General features: G+C 37.4%; 1 protein-coding gene and 1 pseudogene. Both read right to left on the reverse strand.

All coding sequences use genetic code 11. The features are described from left to right. Positions 1 to 124: 124 nt before the first annotated feature. On the reverse strand, positions 125 to 3,691 hold the full coding sequence (locus H4K33_RS15985; RefSeq protein ID WP_182650810.1) for a hypothetical protein: 3,567 nt from the start codon (positions 3,689 to 3,691) through the stop codon (positions 125 to 127). Between the two features lie 975 nt (positions 3,692 to 4,666). Next, a pseudogene (locus H4K33_RS15990) lies at positions 4,667 to 6,129 on the reverse strand (hypothetical protein); the annotation flags it as partial.

The following is a 6,129-nucleotide window of genomic DNA, read 5'->3' on the forward strand; positions in this document are numbered from 1 at the left end:
CTGCCTCTTTACTAATAGTCAATGTTCCTTGATTGACCATCGTATTTTGGTAAGGAGACTGCCCTATAACAGGCAGTGCTCCAACCAAAAAACACACAAATAATTGTAAGTATCTTTTCATAATTTATTGTTTTTCAAAAATGTGAAATACAGGTTGTAATACATTTACTTTCATAATATTACTATCCATACTAAGCGAATCAAAATACCCATCTAAATTGTCCGTGGTTCCAAGTATCCCGAAGTTATTTCGAATAGGAGCAACTCGTATTTCAATTATATTTCCTGTTTCTTGTAGATTCAGATTACTTCCATAAGTCAATATTCCGCCATAATGTTTAACGTCTTTCTTATCATACCCCTCAGGAATACCGAAATTAAATCGCAATGGGAAAAATGATTTAACTAAAACATTATTAATGTATACATCAATTTGCAACATTGAAAAAATGGTTCTCTGTGGCACTATACCACCTAAAGTAATTACTTCACATTCAATGTAGAAATCAAAATTCATATACTTTGAATCTATAAAGTCTGTATTAATGTCAAACGTATTACTATAGATTTGTATGGGTACTAAATCTGTCTCATGAATAATAGTTCCTCCTGAACCAGAATAAAGAACTCGGTTTTTAATCTGCCTAAAACTCCATTGTCCTTCCGTTTTTATTGCATTTACATCCGTTAGCTCATTCGTTAACTCATAAATTTTTTGTTGTGGTACTTTGAATGTAACTCCTGCACCTGCAATAGGCGTACCGGTTGCATCTATTTCATTTTCATTAAAATACGTCAGGGTTCCATTTTGATTATCTACTAATTTTGTAATCGTTTCTTTTTTAACAAAATCACCAATATTCAATACCGTTTCTACTCCGTCTTCTGCTTTGAAAGTCAATGTTCCTGCGGTTGTATCGCTGGTTACGCTCGTAACTGTTTCGAAAGCTTTAACTGCGCCTTTGACATCTACGGTTACTGTGTCGCCTTTTTCATCTTTATAGGTCAATGCGCCTGTAGTTGCATCATAAGCCAAAACCGTCAACGTTTCTTTCATCAGATCACTGATATTCAACACCGTTTCTACTCCGTCTTCTGCTTTGAAAGTCAACGTTCCTGCGGTTGTATCGCTGGTTACACTCGTTACTGTTTCGAAAGCTTTAACTGCGCCTTTGACATCTACAGTTACTGTGTCGCCTTTTTCATCTTTATAGGTCAATGCGCCTGTAGTTGCATCATAAGCCAAAACCGTCAACGTCTCTTTCATCAGATCACTGATATTCAACACCGTTTCTACTCCATCTTCTGCTTTGAAAGTTACCGTTCCTGCGGTTGTATCGCTGGTTACACTGGTTACTGTTTCGAAAGCTTTAACTGCGCCTTTGACATCTACAGTTACTGTGTCGCCTTTTTCATCTTTATAGGTCAATGCGCCCGTAGTTGCATCATAAGCTAAGACCGTCAACGTCTCTTTCATCAGATCACTGATATTCAACACCGTTTCTACTCCGTCTTCTGCTTTGAAAGTCAACGTTCCTGCGGTTGTATCGCTTGTGACACTGGTTACTGTTTCAAAAGCTTTAACTGCGCCTTTGACATCTACGGTTACTGTGTCGCCTTTCTCATCTTTATAGGTCAACGCGCCTGTAGTTGCATCATAAGCTAAGACCGTCAACGTTTCTTTCATCAGATCACTGATATTCAACACCGTTTCTACTCCGTCTTCTGCTTTGAAAGTCAACGTTCCTGCGGTTGTATTGCTGGTTACGCTCGTTACTGTTTCGAAAGCTTTAACTGCGCCTTTGACATCTACGGTTACTGTGTCGCCTTTTTCATCTTTATAGGTCAATGCGCCTGTAGTTGCGTCATAAGCTAAGACCGTCAACGTCTCTTTCATCAGATCACTGATATTCAACACCGTTTCTACTCCGTCTTCTGCTTTGAAAGTCAACGTTCCTGCGGTTGTATCGCTGGTTACACTCGTTACTGTTTCAAAAGCTTTAACTGCGCCTTTGACATCTACGGTTACTGTGTCGCCTTTTTCATCTTTATAGGTCAATGCGCCCGTAGTTGCATCATAAGCTAAGACCGTCAACGTTTCTTTCATCAGATCACTGATATTCAACACCGTTTCTACTCCGTCTTCTGCTTTGAAAGTCAACGTTCCTGTGGTTGTATCGCTGGTTACACTGGTTACTGTTTCGAAAGCTTTAACTGCGCCTTTGACATCTACAGTTACTGTGTCGCCTTTTTCATCTTTATAGGTCAACGCGCCTGTAGTTGCGTCATAAGCCAAGACCGTCAACGTCTCTTTCATCAGATCACTGATATTCAACACCGTTTCTACTCCATCTTCTGCTTTGAAAGTCAACGTTCCTGCGGTTGTATCGCTGGTTACACTCGTTACTGTTTCGAAAGCTTTAACTGCGCCTTTGACATCTACGGTTACTGTGTCGCCTTTTTCATCTTTATAGGTCAATGCGCCTGTAGTTGCATCATAAGCCAAGACCGTCAACGTTTCTTTCATCAGATCACTGATATTCAACACCGTTTCTACTCCGTCTTCTGCTTTGAAAGTTACCGTTCCAGCAGTTGTATCGCTGGTTACGCTCGTTACTGTTTCGAAAGCTTTAACTGCACCTTTGACATCTACAGTTACTGTGTCGCCTTTTTCATCTTTATAGGTCAATGCGCCCGTAGTTGCATCATAAGCTAAGACCGTCAACGTTTCTTTCATCAGATCACTGATATTCAACACCGTTTCTACTCCATCTTCTGCTTTGAAAGTCAACGTTCCTGCGGTTGTATCGCTGGTTACACTCGTTACTGTTTCGAAAGCTTTAACTGCGCCTTTGACATCTACGGTTACTGTGTCGCCTTTTTCATCTTTATAGGTCAATGCGCCTGTAGTTGCATCATAAGCCAAGACCGTCAACGTTTCATTGTCCTTAACAAACCTCACTAAATCAATCACTTGATTTGTACCATTAGCATCTGTATAAGAGAAATTTGAACCATCATAAAATACGTTTCCTCCTGCAACAGTAATGAGCTCCAAAATTTTGTTTTTTACTGCTTCGTTGCCGATGATATCTTCAAACTGATCAATAACATCCTGAGGAACATCGATAAGAGTTTGCGTGCCATTTTCTGATGTATAGGTATACGTACCGTCGTTATTTTTCACCAATGAGGTTACCGTCTCATTAGCTTTGATAAAACCAGCGAGATTAATCACTTGTTCTACACCATCAGCATCTGTATAGGTGAAATTTGAGCCATCATAATACACATTTCCTCCCTTACTACTGGCAAACAAATTCAAGACTTGTTCCCTTACATCAGGATCACCTATAATACTCGGGAAATTCTTAATAACTTCATCTGCTATTTCTAGATCTGGTACGAGACGCAACCATCTTTTTTCGGCCTCATTCCAGTAGTAAAAACCAGGTACAATATCTGCTTGCGCTTTATTTGCATAAACCAATAAACTCTCTACGTTTCCATTTAAAATTGTGGTTTGATCCCTCGTATTAGTTAAAGAAATATTAGGAATGAGCACCCCTTTATCATTAGAGAACAAGGTTAATTCTGCAGATTTATTAGGCTTGGTAGTCCCAATCCCTACCTGAGCGTGCATAACAGAAGCCAATAACAAAAAAGCAATTGACACTAACTTTTTTTTCATACTTATATCGATTTAAGTTTAATTCCTCTTGATTCCCATTTTATTAGGTTTCAAGCTTTACTCGTGTTTCTCCCTATACCCCATTTCTCAATTCATCATTAAGTATTTTTTAGCTTTTCAGGCCAACAACCGATATCCAAACTTAACGAACAAAAAAGTTAAAAAAAGAATCAAAAAACCACTAAATCATCATCAAACCAATAATGATACGCAATTTAACTTTTGTTAAAAAACTGGTAATAATCAGGTAAAACAAAGATGATTCTACTCTGATGTAGCCTAGTAGCATCTTCACTTTCAATCGCTATCAATCTAAAGTGCCCTTTTGATTAGTGTATTGTTCAGATCTCTTCTTCCATTTATTTTTCATGAAAAGCCTTCATTTGTTTCGTTTCTTAACTTTTTTGCGAATCTTTAAAATCCATTTCTTTACATGTTGTCCTGTTTCTGCGTTTACACCTATATTAAATGCGAAAAAAAATACAACTGCTTTGTTTTTCATTCTCTCTAAAAGTCTTTTTTATGTCGTTTTTATCTTTTCCACTTCAAAAAAGCTCGTAGTTTACCTCCTATTCTGTACATATTATTACAAACAAAGGTTCTTTTTTATGTGGTTTTTACCTTTTTCTATTCAAAAAAAGCTCGTGGTTTACCTGCAATCCTGTGCGTGCTGTTCTAAACAAAGGTTCTTTTGTATGTCGTTTTTACCTTTTCTAATTCAGAAAAATAAAAGGAGGAACTATTAGCACCTCCTTTCTTCCCTACTATTTGACATCACTAGTGAGATGATCTCCTTAGCATATGCTTTCTTTTGGTATATCAAAAACGAATAGATTCCTCCATATTTCGACTACGATATTGTCGTTATACCTCTTTTAATAATCTTTTTTTTGGTTCGGAGCTTGCTCAAAAAAGAACAAGACTCCAACCAAAAAACACAAAATATGATGTACCAAAATACTTTCTTATAAAACGCTATTGTTTCTCGAAAATCCCCACAGCTTGATCCATTGTCAAAACCCTTAAAATTTGAAGATTAGACCCATTAATAAAAGATCCCTCACTAGTACCCATATTCTTACGAAAAGTATTAGCCTTAACTGATGCCTTAATTTCTAACTTATTACCTGTCGGTCTCAACACTACAGTATTAGGTATCATCTTAAACCAAGAAAGATTTACATACATCGTCGCTATATAAATATCATTTAATGAGCCACTCACAAATTCTAGAAGACGATACTCATCATATATCAATACACCGTTAACATAAAGGTCAAAAGTCATCCCAGTTTTAATTGTGTTAAGAATATGATGACCCCCTTCCGTAGACATTTGTATTAAAACTTCAAACGTAGTGTTTATGAATTTGGTCGTAGCGGGATTGTCATTCGCATCAAAATATAGTGTAAATAAAGGTCTGGTAGCTGCTGAAGGTAGTGGGTTATAAACATCTTTAAGCGCCTGCGAATATGTCAGTTCAGCTAAAGTCCATCCAAGCACAGGCTCAACATTTACTGCACCAGAACCAGGAAAAGCCTGTGTTAGAACATAGCCTTTACTCTTTGTAGTATCAAAAGTAACGCCACTATTTGCTTTTGGGGTGCCTGTTTCATCGATTTCACTTTCGTTGTAATAGGTCAATGTACCATTTTGATTATCTACTAATTTAGTTTTGGTTTCATTGGCTTTAACTGCTGCTTTTATATTTACTGTTGAAGCCTCCTCTTCTTCATCTTGGTAAGTTAAAACCCCGGTAGTAGAATTATAATCTAAACTAGTTACCGTTTCATTGGCTTTGACTGCTGCTTTTAGATCTACTGTTGAAGCCTCTCCTTCTTCATCTTGGTAAGTTAAAACCCCAGTAGTAGAATCATAATCTAAACTAGTTACCGTTTCATTGGCTTTGACAATAGCAGCAACATCAATCAACTGCTTGACTCCACTACCATCGGTATATTCGAATTTAGTTCCATCATAAAACACATTCCCTCCAACATTCTTGATAATTTCTTCGATCTGTTCTTTCACTACTTCATTCGCGATAATCGTTTCAAATTGTTCAACAACAGATTGAGGTACATTGATAATCGTTTGCGTTCCGTTCTCTGAGGTATACGTATAGGTACCATTTTGATTGTCTACCAAGGTCGTTTTGGTTTCATGCGCTTTGACTGCTGCTTTTAGATCTACTGTTGAAGCCTCTCCTTCTTCATCTTGGTAAGTTAAAACCCCGGTAGTAGAATTATAATCTAAACTAGTTACCGTTTCATTGGCTTTGACTATAGCAGCAACATCAATCAACTGCTTGACTCCACTACCATCGGTATATTCGAATTTAGTTCCATCATAAAACACATTCCCTCCAACATTCTTGACAATTTCTTCGATCTGTTCTTTCACTACTTCATTCGCGATAATCGTTTCAAATTGTTCAA

The organism is Myroides sp. WP-1 (assembly GCF_014145635.1).
GTDB lineage: Bacteria > Bacteroidota > Bacteroidia > Flavobacteriales > Flavobacteriaceae > Flavobacterium.